This window comes from Glaciecola punicea ACAM 611 (assembly GCF_000252165.1).
GTDB classification, from domain to species: Bacteria; Pseudomonadota; Gammaproteobacteria; order Enterobacterales; family Alteromonadaceae; genus Glaciecola; species Glaciecola punicea.
Genome location: NZ_BAET01000033.1, coordinates 96,189 through 112,503, shown reverse-complemented (window position 1 = coordinate 112,503; position 16,315 = coordinate 96,189). Strand labels below are relative to the sequence as shown.

19 protein-coding genes and 1 pseudogene are annotated in these 16,315 nt (G+C 44.1%); 11 read left to right on the top strand and 9 right to left on the bottom strand.

Going from position 1 to position 16,315, the window contains the following annotated elements; all coding sequences use genetic code 11:
* Positions 1 to 26: 26 nt before the first annotated feature.
* Together GPUN_RS12910 and erpA are read left to right on the top strand one after the other, a co-directional pair.
* Positions 27 to 749: a DUF6776 family protein gene (locus tag GPUN_RS12910; protein ID WP_006007534.1), complete on the top strand. Its 723-nt coding sequence runs from the start codon at positions 27 to 29 to the stop codon at positions 747 to 749.
* 125 nt (positions 750 to 874) lie between these two features.
* Complete coding sequence (gene erpA, locus GPUN_RS12905; RefSeq protein WP_006007525.1) at positions 875 to 1,219, top strand: iron-sulfur cluster insertion protein ErpA; 345 nt, start codon at positions 875 to 877, stop codon at positions 1,217 to 1,219.
* Between the two features lie 293 nt (positions 1,220 to 1,512).
* Here erpA and GPUN_RS12900 read toward each other — a convergent pair whose 3' ends face one another.
* Positions 1,513 to 2,586: a hypothetical protein gene (locus GPUN_RS12900; RefSeq protein WP_006007523.1), complete on the bottom strand. Its 1,074-nt coding sequence runs from the start codon at positions 2,584 to 2,586 to the stop codon at positions 1,513 to 1,515.
* Between the two features lie 257 nt (positions 2,587 to 2,843).
* On the opposite strand from GPUN_RS12900, the gene tatA reads away from it, so the two are divergent.
* The 6 genes and pseudogenes from tatA (at position 2,844) to hemB (ending at position 7,255) form a co-directional block, all read left to right on the top strand.
* Entirely contained in the window at positions 2,844 to 3,116 is a 273-nt protein-coding gene (tatA, locus tag GPUN_RS12895; RefSeq protein WP_006007521.1) for a twin-arginine translocase TatA/TatE family subunit, read from the top strand.
* A 3-nt stretch (positions 3,117 to 3,119) separates the two neighbouring features.
* Positions 3,120 to 3,416: pseudogene (gene tatB, locus GPUN_RS14685) on the top strand (Sec-independent protein translocase protein TatB); the annotation flags it as partial.
* A gap of 280 nt (positions 3,417 to 3,696) precedes the next feature.
* A complete protein-coding gene (tatC, locus tag GPUN_RS12885) occupies positions 3,697 to 4,527 on the top strand; it encodes a twin-arginine translocase subunit TatC (protein ID WP_006007517.1) in 831 nt (276 codons plus the stop codon).
* Positions 4,528 to 4,539: 12 nt separating this feature from the next.
* Positions 4,540 to 5,187 carry a hypothetical protein gene (locus GPUN_RS13775; RefSeq protein WP_006007515.1) on the top strand — a complete coding sequence of 216 codons (648 nt, stop codon included), beginning with the start codon at positions 4,540 to 4,542 and terminating at the stop codon, positions 5,185 to 5,187.
* A gap of 1 nt (position 5,188) precedes the next feature.
* Positions 5,189 to 6,022 (top strand): TatD family hydrolase, encoded by an 834-nt coding sequence (locus GPUN_RS12875; RefSeq protein ID WP_006007513.1) that lies wholly within the window; start codon positions 5,189 to 5,191, stop codon positions 6,020 to 6,022.
* Between the two features lie 234 nt (positions 6,023 to 6,256).
* Positions 6,257 to 7,255, top strand: a complete 999-nt coding sequence (gene hemB / locus GPUN_RS12870; RefSeq protein ID WP_006007511.1) for a porphobilinogen synthase — start codon at positions 6,257 to 6,259, stop codon at positions 7,253 to 7,255.
* 19 nt (positions 7,256 to 7,274) lie between these two features.
* Here hemB and panC read toward each other — a convergent pair whose 3' ends face one another.
* The 7 genes from panC to sfsA form a co-directional block, all read right to left on the bottom strand.
* Positions 7,275 to 8,123 carry a pantoate--beta-alanine ligase gene (gene panC / locus GPUN_RS12865; RefSeq protein WP_006007509.1) on the bottom strand — a complete coding sequence of 283 codons (849 nt, stop codon included), beginning with the start codon at positions 8,121 to 8,123 and terminating at the stop codon, positions 7,275 to 7,277.
* Between the two features lie 71 nt (positions 8,124 to 8,194).
* Positions 8,195 to 8,989, bottom strand: a complete 795-nt coding sequence (gene panB, locus GPUN_RS12860) for a 3-methyl-2-oxobutanoate hydroxymethyltransferase (RefSeq protein ID WP_006007508.1) — start codon at positions 8,987 to 8,989, stop codon at positions 8,195 to 8,197.
* A gap of 16 nt (positions 8,990 to 9,005) precedes the next feature.
* Positions 9,006 to 9,539: a 2-amino-4-hydroxy-6-hydroxymethyldihydropteridine diphosphokinase gene (gene folK, locus GPUN_RS12855; protein ID WP_006007506.1), complete on the bottom strand. Its 534-nt coding sequence runs from the start codon at positions 9,537 to 9,539 to the stop codon at positions 9,006 to 9,008.
* Positions 9,536 to 10,930 carry a polynucleotide adenylyltransferase PcnB gene (pcnB, locus tag GPUN_RS12850; RefSeq protein WP_006007504.1) on the bottom strand — a complete coding sequence of 465 codons (1,395 nt, stop codon included), beginning with the start codon at positions 10,928 to 10,930 and terminating at the stop codon, positions 9,536 to 9,538. The genes folK and pcnB overlap by 4 nt, the downstream gene beginning before the upstream one ends.
* Before the next feature lie 96 nt (positions 10,931 to 11,026).
* A complete protein-coding gene (gluQRS, locus tag GPUN_RS12845; protein WP_006007503.1) occupies positions 11,027 to 11,992 on the bottom strand; it encodes a tRNA glutamyl-Q(34) synthetase GluQRS in 966 nt (321 codons plus the stop codon).
* A 92-nt stretch (positions 11,993 to 12,084) separates the two neighbouring features.
* Positions 12,085 to 12,531, bottom strand: coding sequence for an RNA polymerase-binding protein DksA (gene dksA / locus GPUN_RS12840; RefSeq protein WP_040521147.1), 447 nt, complete (start codon positions 12,529 to 12,531; stop codon positions 12,085 to 12,087).
* Between the two features lie 198 nt (positions 12,532 to 12,729).
* Entirely contained in the window at positions 12,730 to 13,431 is a 702-nt protein-coding gene (sfsA, locus tag GPUN_RS12835) for a DNA/RNA nuclease SfsA (protein ID WP_006007498.1), read from the bottom strand.
* A gap of 50 nt (positions 13,432 to 13,481) precedes the next feature.
* Here sfsA and pepB point away from each other — a divergent pair, with 50 nt between their 5' ends.
* A complete protein-coding gene (pepB, locus tag GPUN_RS12830) occupies positions 13,482 to 14,765 on the top strand; it encodes an aminopeptidase PepB (protein WP_006007496.1) in 1,284 nt (427 codons plus the stop codon).
* A gap of 24 nt (positions 14,766 to 14,789) precedes the next feature.
* Here the strand turns inward: pepB and GPUN_RS12825 are convergent, their stop codons facing one another.
* Positions 14,790 to 14,963: a hypothetical protein gene (locus GPUN_RS12825; protein ID WP_006007495.1), complete on the bottom strand. Its 174-nt coding sequence runs from the start codon at positions 14,961 to 14,963 to the stop codon at positions 14,790 to 14,792.
* A gap of 118 nt (positions 14,964 to 15,081) precedes the next feature.
* On the opposite strand from GPUN_RS12825, the gene GPUN_RS12820 reads away from it, so the two are divergent.
* Together GPUN_RS12820 and GPUN_RS12815 are read left to right on the top strand one after the other, a co-directional pair.
* Entirely contained in the window at positions 15,082 to 15,684 is a 603-nt protein-coding gene (locus GPUN_RS12820; protein WP_006007493.1) for a YhgN family NAAT transporter, read from the top strand.
* A gap of 16 nt (positions 15,685 to 15,700) precedes the next feature.
* The gene (locus GPUN_RS12815) at positions 15,701 to 16,303 is read left to right on the top strand and encodes a YjaG family protein (protein WP_006007488.1); all 603 of its coding nucleotides are present in this window, start codon (positions 15,701 to 15,703) and stop codon (positions 16,301 to 16,303) included.
* Positions 16,304 to 16,315: the final 12 nt, after the last annotated feature.

Below are 16,315 nucleotides of genomic sequence, written 5' to 3'. Positions count from 1 at the left end.
CACAAAAAAAATGCTTAGGAGAGAGCTTGAAATTACGAAAATACCGTGAAAAATTGGGCTTTGTGCGCTTCTACAGCTTGTTGCTGATAATAATAGGCTTTATTTTTTATGCTGGTTTCGCGTTTGCAAATATGAATCAAGCAAATTTGCAGGCCCAAAACCGAGTATTGAATAAGAGTTTAGGGAATGTAAGCAATGAGAACGAAAGATTACAGTCCCAATATAATGTTCTTAAAGTAGAGTTAGACATTGCGCAGTTAACCCAAGAGCACGCTAAGCAAAGTATACAAGATAGCGTTGAACGTGAACAAACTTTAAAAGAGCAGATTTTATTTTATCAGCGGGTAATGGCGCCTGAAATGACGCAGGATGGTTTTTTGGTGCAGCGCATGGAAATTCTCCCAACCTTGAGTGAACGTAACTATGCCATTAAAATGGTATTACTTCAGCACGAGAATATTAAAGCCGTTATAAAAGGCGAGCTGGCAATGCAGAGCCATGGTAGTGCTCACGGCAAGCCAGTAAGCTTTAGTATCGACGCGCTGCAAGATGAACCTAAAATCCCACTGGCATTTGCGTTTAAATATTTTCAAGTCATTGACACTAGCATAACACTGCCTGAAGGCTTTATGCCTGAGCGTTTGGATATAAACACCGACGTGTACAAATATAGGAAGAAGCGAGGCAGTTACACCACCACTATAAAATGGCAGGAAGCCTTTAGCGAAGCCCAGTCAATACTTGATTAACACACTCAAGTACTAGATAATCAATATTAATTATTTCATTTACTTCTTTCGGTTCGCCCCCATGTAGATAATGAGCATGGCCTTTTGCTAGAAAGTGAGCAATAACGAAAGATACGGAGTTAACAATGTCAGTAGAAGTGGCAATGCCAATCGAGTTTTCTGATGCAGCGGCAGGTAAAGTTAAAACCCTCATTGCAGAAGAAGAAAACCCAGCGCTTAAACTTAGAGTGTATGTGACCGGAGGAGGCTGTTCTGGATTTCAGTATGGCTTTACCTTCGATGAGAAAGTAAATGATGGTGACATGACCATCGAAAATCAAACCGTTACTTTGGTGATTGATCCAATGAGCCTGCAGTACTTAGTAGGCGGTATCGTTGATTATACCGAAGGACTTGAAGGTTCACGCTTTTTCGTGAACAATCCAAATGCGAGCACAACCTGCGGCTGCGGTTCGAGTTTTAGTGTTTAATTTGCATTTTATATGTAGGCTATGGCAATGAAAAAAATGCAGTTGTTTGGTGCGACTATGTCTCCCAATTCGCGTCGGTTACGCCTGATACTGCAAGAACTTGAGCACTAGTTTGTGTTGATTGATTCGGTTATGTTCTGTCAACTTTACCAAGTGTCTGATTTTGCTACCCTGGAAAATCTTTATACACAATGGAAGCAATTAGCGATTTGCCATCAAACTGATCTGAGGTTGTAGGAATAAAAGTATATTTTCAAGTAAGCAGAGGTGTTTTTATCACGCCAAATAGCATGCTAGGTCGAAAAATGAATTTCAGTGCGTATGGCAATCCCTGGTGACGCTCTAAAGTTTTCTTCGCGCAGCCACAGCACGAAAGGCTCTATTTCTAAAAACAGCCACTCACGCAAGATCTTTCGCTTATATCGCAAACTCACAAACATTTGCTGCTTTCGATAAGAAGGCTTAGAGGCACCATTTACCGAGGCAGTAAACAAATAACTTGTATCATCATCTCCTAACCGTAAGTATCTAAATTCGTGCCGCCATATCCAATCGCTCGATTTATTTCTGAAACGAAAGCTGTTGCCAAGTTCAAACGTTGATGAACTGTCAAACACGAAGCCATATTCAGCGTTTGCTTCAAATCCAAGTTTGTCGCCTGAATAATAGTTTGTTTCTGCAAAATATCGAAGTGATGAGGCCCCAGTAAAGCGATGCTGGTCAGAAAAACGGGCGCGGGTGTATAGCTGACTGCCCCTGCCAAAACCAACGCGGTACGATAATTTGTCGGTTGCGCTGTTTTTAAACTGCACCGCTAATACAGTTTGATCACGTCCTCTTAGTTGGGAGCTGCGCGCCGCTTTAACAGCCTGCTGCCTGACATCATCTTCATCGTCTGACAACAACAATTCTACGCGGTCTTCTAAGGCAGGCAACTTAACCCTAATTCTAAAACGAAAGTCTAGTTCGCTGAAATCGCCCGAACGTGGTTCCCATCCAAAGCGCAGTCGACCCTTGGTGGCCGCTGGGGTTAAATTGTCACCGCCTTCATGTTTAAACCAGTTGTTTATGGTAATGGCGGTGGCGTCAACGCCGTAGTTTAAGTAGCAATAATTGTTATTCAGCCAGCCTAGCTCGCCGCAAAACTCGTAACGCTGGCCTTCATTATCGTTTTGATTGCTTTGTGTGTTGTTATATTGCTCAACTATTTGCTCATTATTTGCCTGCATTTCTGCTCCGGCTGCATCTTTACGCGTTTCGTCACTAAGCTTTTCAGCCTTGCTTTGGATTTCGTTTGCTAATGCGTTAGCGCTTAGCAAGAAACTTAGTAATAAAAAAATTGTCAACTTAGATAAATATGTATGCATGACCGCGCTATTTCTGGTACATCTTGTTTGTTGACGTAAATTATTTTGCCACACAAGTAGCAAAGCCAGTGATATTCATTTAGTTCTAGGTATAATACCACCATACGAAAGGTAGTTATGCAATCAGTTAAGCAATTTAGCAGCCAAATAAATGTGCAAGTTTAGAAAAGTGTACTTGCAAATATTGACGAATAATTTACCTTTATCGCTATCTTATATAGCCATCATATTTCTTCATCTATTTTTTAAGGATCGACATGGGCATTAGTATTTGGCAAGCCTTAATTGTGCTAGCCGTCGTAATTTTACTGTTTGGAACCTCTAGGCTTAAAAATGTAGGCTCTGATTTGGGTTCAGCCTTAAAAGGCTTCAAAAAAGCGGTAAAAGACGATGACAAAGATGACGCAAGCGAAAGCACGAAAGAAGATGCAGACTTTGAATCCTTAGCTAAACCCGCCGTAAAAACCGACGAGTCTGCCACAGGTAAAACCTCGCAGCCAAAGTCGCAGAAGCCAGTCGATAAAGAATAAATTATGTTTGACATTGGCTTCTGGGAAATGCTGGTTATTGGCGTAATGGCCTTAGTAGTCTTAGGGCCTGAGCGGCTGCCTGGGGCAATCCGCTCATTAATATCCGGTATTCGCAGTGTAAAAGAGCTTGCCAATGGCTTTAAACAAGAAGTTGCTAGCCATCTTGACGCCCACGAACTGCATACCAATTTGAAAAAAGCGGAAAGCTTGGGCATGGAAAGCTTGGGTAAAGATCTGCAAAAGTCCGTTAATGAACTTAAACAAGCGGCTGCATCGGTGCGTAAGCCTTATAAAAATAAGACGATGCAGTCAAGCCAGCAGTTAACTCAGTCCCAAAGGGGCAATAAAGAACAAGATACTGGTAGTCAACAAGACGCAGATGCTCATCAAGACACTGATGCACAGCATGTTACTGCCAATCAAAATTCATCCGTAGAACCTAGTGTTGTAGATAGTAAATCTAACAATACGAACGATGCCAGCCTAATCGATACAAATGATAGTAGTATTACCCCTAATGCCCCTAGTAAAGCATCTAAGGCATCAGAAAATTTAGTCACCAAGCCACTCGGCAAAACCGATGAGTGAATCTAGCGGCTTAATTGGTCACCTAATAGAACTAAGATCACGGGTACTTAAAGCGCTCATGGCGGTTTTCGTCGTTTTTTTGTGTTTGGTTTATTTTGCACAAGACTTATATCGCTATGTAGCAATGCCTCTAGTGGCGAGTCTGCCAGAGGGCGCAAGCATGATTGCTACCGATGTAGCATCGCCATTTTTAGCCCCATTCAAACTCACCTTAGTGCTCTCGTTTTTTGTCGCAATTCCATTTGTTCTTTATCAAATATGGGCCTTCATAGCGCCTGGTCTATACAAGCGTGAAAAAAAGCTAGTGGCACCTTTACTCGCCAGTAGTACCATACTATTCTACTTGGGGATGGCATTTGCCTACTTCGTAGTATTCCCGTTGGCCTTCATGTTTTTTAACAGTGTGGCGCCTGAAGGGGTTTTAGTAAGCACTGATATTTCGAGTTATCTTAACTTTGTATTAAAACTGTTTTTCGCCTTTGGCTTGGCTTTTGAAATTCCCATTGCGGTTATTTTAATGTGTTGGACGGGTGTGACCACGGCTGAGCAACTTGCAAAAAAGCGGCCTTACGTGATTGTGGGCGCATTTTTCGTTGGCATGTTACTAACACCCCCTGATATTATTTCGCAAACGCTTCTGGCTGTTCCCATGTGGATTCTGTTTGAAATTGGGGTCGTTATAGGCGGTTTATATTCGGGTAAACGAGGCGACCCTGACGAGAAAAGCGACGCCCCTGACACAGATGAAAATAGAAATACAGATGAAGGTTCATCTGACGATGTACCTAATGATACACAAAAAAAGAATGACCAGAACTCGTAATAGGATGTAAATATGACAGTAAACACCACCCCTAGATTGATGTATTTTTGGGCTAGTGCCATGCTGCTTAGCCTCGGGTTTTCGGGCCCTGCGCTAAGTGCTCAATCGGACCAAGACAGCGCCTGTCACTTGATCCAAGACAATATGCAGCGCTTAGGCTGCTTTGATCGGCTGTTTGCAGAACAAAACAATGAACAAACGCCTGAAAATATACAAGGAGATCCAACGCCCCGAGCACAAAGTGTTATCGAAAATGCAAAGAGAGAAACCGACGATATCGACAAACGCGCACAGGCATTAATGAACCCATCAGGTAAAGCTGACGTGCGGTTCTCAAAAGAAACATCAAGGGTGCCCGCGACTACGAATAGACAAGTCATTGCCAACACTGCCCATGACAGCTTTGGTTCACAAGCCCTAAAGACTAATACACAAGACGCGGTAAACGAAATTCAAAGCACCGTAAGCGCCATAAACGAAAATGCACTAGGGGTTGCAAGCCTTATTCTGAGTAACGGCCAAGTATGGCGCCATACCGATCAGAGCCGTCTTACAATAAGGCAAGGCGATATTGTTACTATTGAGAAAGGTGTTTTGGGCGCATTCTACCTGTCTGAGGTAGATAGTAATCGCCGAATACGTGTGAGGCGAACGCAATAAAATGAGTTGGATTGACGCTGGCGTAAACTTGACCGATGCAAGATTTGCGCTAGCAGAGGTGTTGCTTCGTAGTGCGAAAGCAGACGTTAATCACTTGCTAGTTATCTCATCTTCCATTGAAGAATCTGAGCAAGCGTTAGCATTATGTAAACAGCATAAATTGGGTGTTAGTAGCGCAAATATTTTTGAAAGTGCGCTTGATAAACAATTAATAAATAACATAAAACTCGCCTGTACCGCAGGTATTCACCCGCATTACGCCGATCAGGCAACAATGCAATCTTGGACTAAACTAAATGCCCTAATTACCGATAAACATATATCAGCAATAGGCGAGTGCGGTTTAGATTTCAATCGTAATTTTTCAAGTAAATCTAAGCAGCTATATGCATTTGAACAGCAGTTAAACATTGCGGTTAACAACAACATGGGCGTGTACTTGCACGAAAGAGACGCCTTTGATGAACAAATGACACTGCTTGAGCAGTATGCTCCTTCGCTTAAATTTATGGTTGTCCACTGTTTTACAGGAACTGCGCAGCAGCTAAAAGATTATCTGTCTTTGGGCTGCTATGTGGGAATTACCGGCTGGTTGTGTGATGCCAAACGAGGTATGGCACTGCGAGAAGCAGTCTTAGAGTTGCCGCTTTCACGTTTATTGCTAGAAACAGATGCCCCTTATTTGTTTCCCAAAACGCTTAAACCACGAAAGTCGAAAAACGAACCTTGTTATTTGCCTCATATTGCGCAAGCTTTATCGCTAATCATTAACCAAGATATATCGCTGATAGAGAAACACGCATTTGAAAATGCACAGGCTTTGTTTTTTAGTTAACATCCGCATAATCCATTTACAATGATAATGAATAAGTTTGGGACAATGACCAAAACAAGGACTTTTTTTTCGTCAGTGCCGGTTTAGCAAGTAAGTGCTTAGCAAACGCGAGTGAATCTAAAACCTTGGTAATAAAAGCGGATAAAAATCTGTATTTAGCCAAACACAAAGGACGAAATACAGTGGTATCTTAGGTATACTATGGTTGGATTCATTGTATTAAGGAAATATTGCATGTCAGGCATGTTACTCACGCGTCCCCGCCGGCTAAGACGTACATCAGCGCTACGAAACTTAGTAGCTGAACACGCACTATCGGTCAATGATTTAATTTACCCCATGTTTGTTATTCCAGGGCAAAAAACAAGGCAAGCAATAGGCTCAATGCCAGATATATCGAGGTTCAGTGTCGATTTACTCATTGATGAGGTGGGTGAATGCCTGGCTTTAGGCATTCAGCATTTTGCCTTATTCCCCGTGGTAGGTGAAGATAAAAAATCCCTGCAGGGCGACGAAGCGTTTAACCCTAGCGGTCTTGCGCAATTTGCTGTAAGCGCCTTAAAGGAAAAGTATGGTGATACCATTTGCGTGATCACCGATGTAGCACTAGACCCTTATACCACTCACGGGCAAGACGGCATAATAGACGATAGTGGCTACGTGTTAAACGATGAGACCATTCACGTACTGGTGGAGCAAGCACTGTCACACGCTCGTGCAGGCGCCGATATAGTGGCGCCATCTGATATGATGGATGGCAGAATTGGTGCTATTAGAGAAGCTTTAGAAGCTGAAGGCTTTGTAAATACCTGTATTATGGCCTACTCTGCTAAGTATGCCTCTAGCTACTATGGACCTTTCAGAGACGCGGTAGGCTCCGCTGGCAATATTAAAGGTGGCGATAAAAAAAGCTACCAAATGGACCCGGCTAATAGCGATGAGGCAATACTAGAAATCACCCTAGATATTAATGAAGGTGCCGACATGGTCATGATAAAACCAGGCATGCCTTATTTAGATTTAGTTAGGCGTTGCAAAAGTGAATGCAAGGTGCCTACGTTTGCGTACCAGGTAAGTGGCGAGTATGCGATGCACCAAGCGGCGTTTCAAAATGGCTGGCTTGATAAAGATGCGGTTATAATGGAGTCTTTGTTAGCCTTCAAGCGCGCAGGCGCTGACGGCATTTTGACTTATTTTGCAAAAGCTGCCGCGACACTATTGGCGAACAAGTAGCACTGGGCAGTCTTTTCGTTTAAATAGCAAAACGTAAGTTATCGATCAACCTTGTTTTACCGCAAAAGGCAGCGGCTAAAATAACCAAATCTTTGTCTTCGTGGCCTACTTGCATGAGTGTTTGTGCACTACGAAGTTCAATATAATCAGGGTTAAAGCCAGCGTCAGATAAGCGCTGTTTGGCCGCTACAATAAGCTCGCTGAAATTTCTAGCCCCAGCTTTAATGCGATCGCGCAGCGCGCACAGCTCAAGGTACAGCAAGGGGGATATTGCGCGTTGTTCATGGTCTAAATATCCATTGCGAGAGCTCATTGCTAAGCCGTCTTCGTGGCGCTGTGTGGGTATGCCGTGAATGATTAAATTCATGGACAAGTCGGTGACCATGGCCTTGATAACCTGCAGCTGCTGAAAGTCTTTTTCACCAAAGAATGCGTGATTAGGCTGCACCATGTTAAACAGTTTACAGACTATTGTGGCAACGCCTCTAAAGTGACCGGGACGACTTGCACCACATATCATATACGATAAGCCGGGGACTTCTACAAAGGTCTGTTGCTCTATGCCGCGGCTGTAAATATCGTCGATTTTGGGCATGAACAGCACGTCTACGTCTAGCGCTGCTAAGGCGGCGGTGTCATTTTCTAAGGTTTTGGGGTAGGCGTCTAAATCTTCATCAGGACCAAACTGCAGTGGGTTGACAAATATAGACACCACAACCTTTGATGAGACCTTTTTCGCTTCTTCAACTAATCGTAAATGACCTTTGTGTAAATTGCCCATGGTGGGTACAAAGGCAATCTCTTCTTCACTGGCGCGCCATGCTCTGCGCGTTTCGCGTAAAGCATCTATATCCTGAATCACTCTCATAAACGTTTGTTCTCTTAAACACTGTGTAGCGGTGAGTACGCTTTCAATAACTGAAAAATAAGCGCTTTATGCTAATCAAAGCTGTGCTCTGGGCCCGGAAAAGTCTGGGATTTAACTTCGCTAATATACTGCTTTACACTGCCTGATATACTGCCCGTGGCGTTTAAATAGTTCTTTGAAAACTTGGGCATATAGTTGGCGCTTACCCCCAGCATATCATGCATTACCAGTATTTGCCCGTCGGTGTGTGGCCCTGCACCTATGCCAATTACGGGGATGGTGAGTTTTTCGCTAATCAATTTGGCCAAGCTTGAAGGCACACATTCAAGTACCAGCAGTTGTATGCCGGCTGCTTCTAAAGCTAGTGCTTCGTTAATCAGTTTTTCAGCTTGGTTTTGCTCGCGTCCTTGCACCTTAAAACCGCCTAGCACATGCACCGATTGCGGCGTTAAGCCCAAATGTCCGCACACCGGAACAGAGCGCTCAACAAGGCCTGCAACGGTGTTAAGCAGCCATTCGCCGCCTTCAAGTTTAACCATGCTGGCACCGCTTCGTATTAATGTGGCGGCATTTTTATAGGCTGAATTAGCATCGGGATAGCTCATAAAAGGCATGTCTGCAATTACGAAGGCTTTTTTAGCACCGGCGCGAACACATCTAGTATGATAAGCAATGTCTTTAACGCTGACGGACAAGGTATCTTCTTGACCCTTTAATACCATTCCTAAGGAATCGCCAATAAGAATGACTTCAACATTTTGCTGGTCAAATAACTGGGCGAAACTGGCATCATAGGCGGTCAAGGCGACAATCTTTTCATGTGCTTGCTTCATTTTTAGTAAGCTAGTAACGTTGTGCTTCTTCATACTGCTTTCCCTAAGTTTATAATTTTTGTGTGGATATAATTAAAGACGTCAGGTCTATTTTGCCGGGCAGACGCCTTAAGTGTGCAAACGAGCAGTCTGCCACCCACGAGGCGATTGTTTTACCATTTTGCATGATCATATCAGGCTCTATTTCAAACAAGGGCACCATGACGAACTCTCGCTGCGCCATGCCATAGTGAGGCAAGGTGAGTCGGTCGTTGTCCATGTTAAGGTTATTGAATAAAATAATGTCGAGATCTAACGAGCGTGGTCCCCATCTTTCACCAACGCGTTTACGGCCGTGCTGCTGTTCTATTTCTTGCAGTACGTCTAACAATTCTATGGGCGTTAAACCGGTAGTAATTTTAACCACCGCATTAACATAGTCAGGCTGATTTTGAGGGCCCATAGGCGCACTGGCATACAAATGCGAACAAAGTTGAATACTTATTTGTTCATGTGACTGCATATTCACAAGCGCGGTATTAATTTGCGTTTGTGGATTTTCAATATTACTGCCTAAGCCAATGTAGGCGACATCTGACATCATGGCGCGGCTTTCCTTTTACGGCGTTTGCGAGGGCTGCTATTGGGCAGCTCATTTATCATGCTAATGCGCGCTTTTTCGCTGACTTCTTGAAAACTTGTCCACCACTGCGCGGCCTCGTATAAATCTCCGCCTTCCACATTGCCTCTTAGTAATAAAAAATCATAAGCAGCTCTAAATCTTGGGTGATCTAGCAGCTGCAGGCATCGGCGCCCCTGTCGTTTTTGTAAACGCAGTTGTAAACCCCAAATTTCCCGCACGGGTATACTGAAACGCTTGGGGATCATGATCCGCCGACTTTGCTGAAAGAGTACATCTGCACTGGCTAAGTTTATAGCGTCGTGTAAGGGCATTGCAGCATCAAACATGCGTTCTTGTGCGCGCTCTTCCATGGGATACCATAAAAATGCTGCATATAAAAAGGCAGGGGTTATTCTTTGTTCATTATGAATGCGATTGTCGGTATTTTTGAGCATAAGCAGCACAAATTGATATTCTTTGCTGTTTACGTCGGTTAGCAATGGCGTAAGTAAGGGGAATAGCGGTGTGAGCAGGTTATGCATTAATAAGCATTCAAATGTGACTGCACCGTAGCCGCTGAGCAAAAGCTTACTGACTTCCTCAAATAGCCTCGCCGGTGGAATATTAGTCATCAGATGGGCGTTTTGTTTTATGCTGTTAGACAGTGCAAGCGGCAGCTGCATATGCAGTTTACAGGCAAAGCGAATAGCGCGTATCATTCTTACTGGGTCTTCTCGAAAGCGAAGCTGTGGATCGCCTATCATGACAATTTTTCGTGTCCCGATTGATTCCATTCCGTCAGCAAAGTCTAAAATACTTTCGTCTTCTACGTCGAAATACAGCGCGTTAAAGGTAAAGTCACGTCTTGCTGCGTCTTCTTCAATGCTGCCAAAAATATTATCTCGGGTTAATTGCCCAGTATCACTTTTACTTGATAAAAGCTCGCCAGCCTTGCGCATTGCTTTGCTTGAAACGTCTAGTTTAGATACCTTCGACGGTGGTTTTTTAGCGTCGCTGCGTATGTCATTAGCGCTCACAGACTCAATTATATCAGCGCTGTCATGATGGCCTCTGAAGGTCGCCACCTCTATAATCTCGCGACCATAAGTAATATGAGCAAGTCTAAATCGGCGGCCTATTAAGCGGCAGTTTCTAAAGCACGCTTTTATTTGGTCGGGGGTTGCATTGGTCACTACGTCAAAATCTTTCGGGTCTTTGCCCATTAATTTATCGCGAACACAGCCGCCCACTGCATAAGCTTTGTAGCCATGTCTGATTAATGTTTGAAGCACTTTTAATGTATTGGGTGTTAAGTCTGAATTTCGCATGCTGTGAGCATCGCGTTCGATCACCTCAGGATACAGCTTTTGCACATTGGCCTCTTGATTTGTTTGGGCTTGTTTTCTTTAGTAGCCTATTGTTTATTTTCTTGTCTATTTTTGTCAATACCTAAGCCTCACAAACATTGCCTACATACTTTGTGGAGCTGAGTATACGTCATTTTCAATCGAAATAAGAAGTTCTGATTGTTTTGGCATCAATTTGGGCTGCCAATGTTCAATTGCCCAGTGTAATATTTTTGCAGTAGTCGTTAAATGAGCAATAGCGCCCCTGTCCATTCCTAAATATGCAAGTGCAAGCTTAAGGTTGTCCACCGCTTTTGTGCTGTCAATAGCCGGTGCACCACGCTGTTTCGACAGCTTTACGTTAGCGCGTTTAACCACCATTGGAATATGCATATAGCGAGGCGTAGGCTCTTTTAAGGCTTGATAAAGGGATAGTTGCACCGGCGTTGCTTCGCTTAAATCACCGCCCCTGACAATATGCGTTATTCCCTGTTCAATATCGTCTACCACTACCGCCATATGGTAGCAAAAAATGTCGTCGGCCCGGCGCAATACAGGATCTTCGCGCGCTACACTGGTGTTTATGTGCTGTTGGCCCCAAAATAGGTCACTAAACTCGCTATTATTAGTGGTGTGTATAAAGCGCACCGAATTTCCCATGAAAGGCAGACCAGCGCTTCGACAGTAGCCATCGTAGGACGGCGATCGCAGCTTTATCTGACTGCGGGTACAGGCACATGCGTATAAAGAATTAGCCTTTTCAAGCTTACTCAAATAGGTGTTGTAAATATGCTGGCGCTGACTTTGAAATACTATGTCAAGGTCCCAACGTAATCCGTGGGCTTGCAATGCGCTTAGAATTTTCTCTGGGCTATCTTTTTCGACGCGCGGGGTGTCGATGTCTTCAATACGTACCAGCCACTCACCGTTGCGCTGTTTGGCATGTAAATAGCTAGCAAGTGCGCATAGCAGCGAGCCAAAATGCAGCGGACCGGTTGGAGAAGGCGCAAAACGGCCGCGATAAGGGCGTACCTCATCAGCGTTAGCGTCTAGATCTTGGGTATGATGTGAGCGTATTGCGTTTGTCATTCATTAGCCTGTTTTTTCTATGCTATGATTGATGTTTTACAAGCGCGGGTAAAAGGAGCAAGCATGGGCTTGCTCTCGGTGTGGAACAGACCTTAGCCTTGCAGCTGCTTTTCTTTAATTTCGGCTATGGTTTTGCAGTCAATACACATATCGGCGGTAGGTCTTGCTTCTAAGCGTTTAATGCCGACCTCGATGCCGCATGAGTCACAAAATCCGAAATCGTCTTCTTCAATGCGCTTAAGCGTTTTCTCAATCTTTTTGATTAGCTTTCGTTCACGGTCACGGGTACGCAATTCTAGCGAGAATTCTTCTTCTTGCGCAGCGCGATCTACCGGATCAGGGAAATTCGCCGCCTCGTCTTGCATGTGATGAACCGTTCTATCGACTTCTTTACGAAGCTGGTCACGCCATGCGGCCAAAATTCTTCTGAAGTGATCAATTTGACCATCATTCATATATTCCTCGCCAGTTTTCTCCTGGTAAGAAGATAATCCAGCAAGGGCTAGTAACCCAATTGATTTAGCATTTTCTGTTGGCATTTGGCCATTCTCCAAAAATTAACCGTTATGAACGCAAGTTTTACTACCTACTTTAACGCGATAATAGCTGCTCCGGTAAGTTACTTTGCAAGGCTAGTTGTACGTTGCAGCTTTTTAATCAGACCACTAGCATAAAATTCGAAGCATTAAAATCAAGGACGGTAGAATGGGCATATTTTAAAAAAAAGCAATCTTTATTTACGTAATTATGGGTATTTGATGCGATAAGTGTATATTTGTGGTGCTTAAATCGCAGACATAACACAATATTTCTACTCCATTGGCTTTTGCATGCGCTACTGCCTTGGCATAGTCTGGGTCTAGTTTCTCAGCAATCATAAAATCGCGAATGTTTTCGCGCATCACACAAAACAAGAGTTTTGCCTGATACCCTTGCTGGCTCAATTGGGCTAACTCCTTGCAGTGCTTTTGACCGCGCTTAGTCACAGTATCAGGGAACATACCGGTTGTGCCGGTGGCTAATGTGGCAGATTTAACTTCTAAATAGCAGTCTGGATAGCCGTCTTGTTGCAACAGAAAGTCAAAGCGGCTGTTAAGATATCTCTGTTCTGGAACGATAGTGCCGTAATGGCCTAACGCTGAAATGCGATGCTCTGCTAACGCGCTTTTAACGACTTTGTTTGCATTGTTTGTGTTAACGCAAATTTTATGGCTGGCTGCGTCTGTTGCATATTCCCACGTATACCTGTATTTTCGTTTGGGATTGTTTGATTCACTCAAGTAAACGCGTGAATGAGGATCACAACAGCCGGTCATCGCACCGGTATTTGGGCAGTGAACGGTAATCACTTCGCCGCTAGGTAACACCACGTCAGCTAAAAAGCGTTTGTAACGTTTTACTAAAACCGCCTGCGTTAAAGCTGAACTAAACTGAAACATTTGTTATTCTATGCCCTTATATTCATTTTATTCACTATTGTGGAGCATTAATGTCGTATTTTATAGTAGAACTTAGCGAACAAGTCGCGCCTGCGCCTTATTCATCTTCAAGCCTTGTATCATTCAAAGAAGAGGGTGCGCTTGTGCATTTGCCCGCTAGTCAGCCGTTTCCGGTAAGAGCATTACAAAAAGCAACGCGTAAAATAGCGGCGCTCGGCGTTAGCGATATCAAATTTAAAGGGCCTTGGACATTTGAGCAGCAGCTTACCTTCGTGCAAAGTTTTTGTGGCTCTGATTTTAGCGGTCATTTTGACTGGGCCGATCCAGAGCACAAAGTGGATTTAGAAAACTACCTTAATGCTTTGTTGTTCACGCGTAAAATGGTTAATCAAACGCCTGAAGATATGCCTCCTGAAGCGTTGGCAGATCAGGTTGAGCACTGGCTGAAAGAGGTGTCTAGCACGACGCTTAAAATAAAGCGCTTAACTGGCGAAGAGCTCAAGCAAGCTGGCTGGATGGGTATTTACGAAGTCGGTCGTGGCAGCGTACGTCCACCGGTGTTATTAGAAATTGATTATCATCCAAGCGGCGCAGCAGACGATGTAGCGGTGGCCTTAGTAGGTAAAGGTATAACCTTTGACAGCGGCGGTTATAGTATTAAATCTAGCGAAGGCATGTTGGATATGAAATGCGACATGGGCGGCGCTGCCACGGTTGCGGGTGCCTTAGGTTTAGCGATTATGCAAGGCTTAAACAAGCGCGTAAAATTGTACTTGTGCTGCGCCGAGAATCTCATCAGTGGACACGCTTACAAAGTAGGGGATGTCATCACCTATAAAAATGGCACGCGCGTAGAAATAGTGAATACCGATGCTGAAGGACGCTTAGTGCTTGCCGATGGCCTAATGGCAGCCAGTGAAACAAAAGCAGGTCTTATTATTGACGCAGCCACGTTAACCGGAGCCGCAGTGGCTGCGGTTGGTCGTGAATACAATGCGATGTTTAGTTTGTCTGATGAGGCCAGTGATGCGTTTTTAGCTACCGCCAAGCAAGTCAATGAGCCGCATTGGCGTTTGCCTTTGGAACTATGGCATCAAGAACAATGTCCATCCCCCTTTGCTGATACTGCAAATAGTCGTCCCCAAAAAGGTGGCGGGGCTGGTGGCGCTTCTAACGCGGCAGGGTTTCTATCACGGTTTGTTGATCACCAAAACTGCGCTTGGTTACACTTAGATATTGCCGCGGCATATAGCCGTGATGCCACTGAGTTTATGCCGGCCGGCGGCACTGCTATTGGTATACGCACTATTGCACATACCTTGCTTAAGGCATAATGTGCGTGAAGTGTGTTTCAAGGTTTAAAGACCGCCAAGACCTTGGGCTAAGTCTTGGCATTTAGCTATAAAGCCTTTGTTAAATAGAGGCTTATTTTCGGCGTTTTTCTCGCTTGATAGAAGCAAACTTTGACGTTCAAGACGCAGCACCCGTGTTTCTTGAGCGGATAAGAAGTTGGCGACCTCTTGAACTGACATTAATGATATTTGGTTCTCCAGGTACATCAGCAAATCATATAGTAAGAATGTAACGACCGAATACGTAAAAGTCTTAGCGTAAATTGCGAACTATTATGGTGACAAGGCAGCACAATTAATGTTTGAAGTATTATCGGCAGCAACCCTACTTTTTTTGATTATGGATCCACTGGGCAACCTGCCTATTTATATGTCGGTGCTAAAGTCTATTGAACCAAAACGAAGAACGTGGGTGATATTTCGTGAGTTGTGCATTGCTCTTTTCATTCTTTTTGTATTTTTGTTTAGTGGACGCGCCTTACTCACGTTTTTGCAAGTTAAGCAAGAAACGGTCAGCATTGCCGGTGGTATTATCCTTTTTATCATTGCTATTAGAATGATTTTCCCTAAGCCAGGTGGCGTGATGGATTTGCCTGAAGGCGAAGAGCCCTTAATTGTGCCCTTGGCAGTGCCATTGGTAGCAGGGCCTTCTACTATGGCTGCGCTTATTTTATTGGCCAACCAGCAGCCCGACAAAATGCTTCATTGGAGCCTAGCGCTTCTATTAGCATGGGCATTAACCTCGGTCATTTTACTACTGTCGGGACCTTTTCATCGTTTGCTGACCGACAAGGGTTTACGCGCTATAGAACGACTCATGGGAATGATACTAGTGATGATTGCGATACAAATGCTGCTTAACGGCATTTCAGCTTACATCAGGCATTTTGCCGCTTACTAAAAAAGGATTTACGGACATGAAAATGCGCGACACTAAACTTAGTACCTTTGCCCAAATTCGCGACTTACCCTACCCAAACGATGTTGTATTTGGCTGTGCACTTATGCAGCGTATGCTGCCTAACTATCAGCTGTTTAGCCAATCCACTGGCTTTGGCGATGGCGCCGCGGCGCAAGCAACATTAAACTTAATATGGGAATGGTGCATGTCGCCTAAAAACAAGTTTAACGCGCCGGTGCAGCTTGAAAGGCTAGAAGAGATTATTCCAGACGTTGACAACTTTGAAAGCTTTGGTGTTTATCCTGCTTTAGACTTCTGCATGGCCTTGAGCTCAATGTTGCTGAGTTTTAGCAAAGAACATGAGGCGGTGGCGGTAACTATTGCGAAGCTAAGCCAAGGCTCTGTAGAAGCGTTTATTTTAGCCTCGGCTGAGGGTGAGCTAAGCAATGAGCAAATAAAGCAGGACCCGCTAATGGAATATGAAATTGAAACGCAGTTGAGCCTGCTGGAGTATTGTAAATCGAATAAAATAAGCAAAGAGTTTGTGAAGGAGTTACGCGCCGATATAATTGCTCAAGGGATCAGTAACTTAGGCTTGAGTGTTGAGTCGCATAGTTAGGGTATATGCCCA

Bases quoted from the DNA above. Each gene is read 5' to 3' on its own strand.
- panC (WP_006007509.1), bottom strand. From the start codon at position 8,123: ATGAGAGTGATTCAGGATATAGATGCTTTACGCGAAACGCGCAGAGCA.
- dksA (WP_040521147.1), bottom strand. From the start codon at position 12,531: ATGCCAACAGAAAATGCTAAATCAATTGGGTTACTAGCCCTTGCTGGA.
- GPUN_RS12815 (WP_006007488.1), top strand. From the start codon at position 15,701: ATGAAAATGCGCGACACTAAACTTAGTACCTTTGCCCAAATTCGCGAC.
- GPUN_RS13775 (WP_006007515.1), top strand. From the start codon at position 4,540: ATGACAGTAAACACCACCCCTAGATTGATGTATTTTTGGGCTAGTGCC.
- GPUN_RS12825 (WP_006007495.1), bottom strand. From the start codon at position 14,963: ATGTCAGTTCAAGAGGTCGCCAACTTCTTATCCGCTCAAGAAACACGG.
- erpA (WP_006007525.1), top strand. From the start codon at position 875: ATGTCAGTAGAAGTGGCAATGCCAATCGAGTTTTCTGATGCAGCGGCA.
- tatA (WP_006007521.1), top strand. From the start codon at position 2,844: ATGGGCATTAGTATTTGGCAAGCCTTAATTGTGCTAGCCGTCGTAATT.
- pepB (WP_006007496.1), top strand. From the start codon at position 13,482: ATGTCGTATTTTATAGTAGAACTTAGCGAACAAGTCGCGCCTGCGCCT.
- panB (WP_006007508.1), bottom strand. From the start codon at position 8,989: ATGAAGAAGCACAACGTTACTAGCTTACTAAAAATGAAGCAAGCACAT.
- gluQRS (WP_006007503.1), bottom strand. From the start codon at position 11,992: ATGACAAACGCAATACGCTCACATCATACCCAAGATCTAGACGCTAAC.
- GPUN_RS12875 (WP_006007513.1), top strand. From the start codon at position 5,189: ATGAGTTGGATTGACGCTGGCGTAAACTTGACCGATGCAAGATTTGCG.
- GPUN_RS12900 (WP_006007523.1), bottom strand. From the start codon at position 2,586: ATGCATACATATTTATCTAAGTTGACAATTTTTTTATTACTAAGTTTC.
- hemB (WP_006007511.1), top strand. From the start codon at position 6,257: ATGTCAGGCATGTTACTCACGCGTCCCCGCCGGCTAAGACGTACATCA.
- folK (WP_006007506.1), bottom strand. From the start codon at position 9,539: ATGATGTCAGATGTCGCCTACATTGGCTTAGGCAGTAATATTGAAAAT.
- tatC (WP_006007517.1), top strand. From the start codon at position 3,697: ATGAGTGAATCTAGCGGCTTAATTGGTCACCTAATAGAACTAAGATCA.
- sfsA (WP_006007498.1), bottom strand. From the start codon at position 13,431: ATGTTTCAGTTTAGTTCAGCTTTAACGCAGGCGGTTTTAGTAAAACGT.
- GPUN_RS12820 (WP_006007493.1), top strand. From the start codon at position 15,082: ATGTTTGAAGTATTATCGGCAGCAACCCTACTTTTTTTGATTATGGAT.